Genomic DNA, 1,114 nt, shown 5'->3' with positions numbered 1-1,114 from the left:
TGACGCCAATGCCGCTGCGGGAAAGCGGCGAACGCGAGCAGGTCGTATCGGGCGTCGTCAAGCATGGCCGCGACCTTGGGGTGGGAGCGGCCCAACATCGCAACGACTTCGGTGAACTGCTTCTGGATGTGTTCAGCGTCGGGTTGCGCGAAGACTGTGCGGATGACCGAGGCCACCATGTCTTGGCTGCCCTTGGGCACCACGGCGAGAACGTTGCGCATGAAATGCACCCGGCAGCGTTGCCAACTGGCGCCCTGAAAGACGGTGTCGATTGCTTTCTTCAACCCCGAGTGCGCATCAGACATCACCAACGCAACCCCGCCCAGGCCGCGAGTTTTCAACGACCGCAGAAACCCCGTCCAGAATGCTTCGTTCTCGGTGTCGCCAACGTCGAAGCCGAGCACTTCGCGGCGCCCGTCCGCCGCGACACCGACAGCGACGACGACCGCTTGAGACACGATCCGATGGTTCACGCGAGCTTTGCAATAGGTGGCGTCGAGAAACACATACGGGAAGTCCAGCGCTGCCAGATCCCGGTCCCGGAATTGGGCGACCTCCTCGTCCAAACCCGCGCAGATTCTTGAGACCTCCGACTTCGAGATCCCAGAATCAGCGCCGAGAGCCTTCACGAGATCATCGACCTTCCGAGTGGAGACCCCGTGAAGATATGCCTCCATCACCACGGCGAACAGGGCCTGATCGACTCGGCGGCGACGCTCCAACAATGCCGGGAAGAACGATCCCTGGCGAAGCTTCGGGATCGACAGCTCTAAATCCCCGGCAGTCGTTGTTAACGTTCGGGGGCGGGTGCCATTGCGGTGGGTGCTGCGCTCGGTGGTGCGTTGGAATGGGGCGGCGCCGATGAACGCGGACGCTTCGGCATCGATCAGCTCTTGATAGAGCTTCTCGGTCGCGACGCGAATCCGGTCAGTGACATCGGTGAGTTTCAGTTGGGCAAGCAGATCAAGCAGTGCAGACTGGTCAAGAGCCATCGTGTGGTGTCCTTCGTGTGAGTAGCTTTAGTCGGTTCTCACTGACCATCACACGGTGGCTCCTCACGTCGCCGTAGCGACGCTCAGCAGCCGGAAATTACACCACTCCCAGGGACGTGACC

Annotated in this window: 1 protein-coding gene; it reads right to left on the bottom strand. The window is 61.2% G+C overall.

Features of this window, described 5'->3' with window-relative positions:
* On the bottom strand, positions 1-992 hold a 992-nt coding region (locus ACTJJW_RS14740; RefSeq protein WP_462645914.1), incomplete at its 3' end, for an IS256 family transposase.
* Between the last annotated feature and the right edge of the window lie 122 nt (positions 993-1,114).

It is taken from the genome of Rhodoglobus galactosidasius, from assembly GCF_054957775.1.
This window is presented reverse-complemented; position numbering and strand designations above follow the sequence as displayed.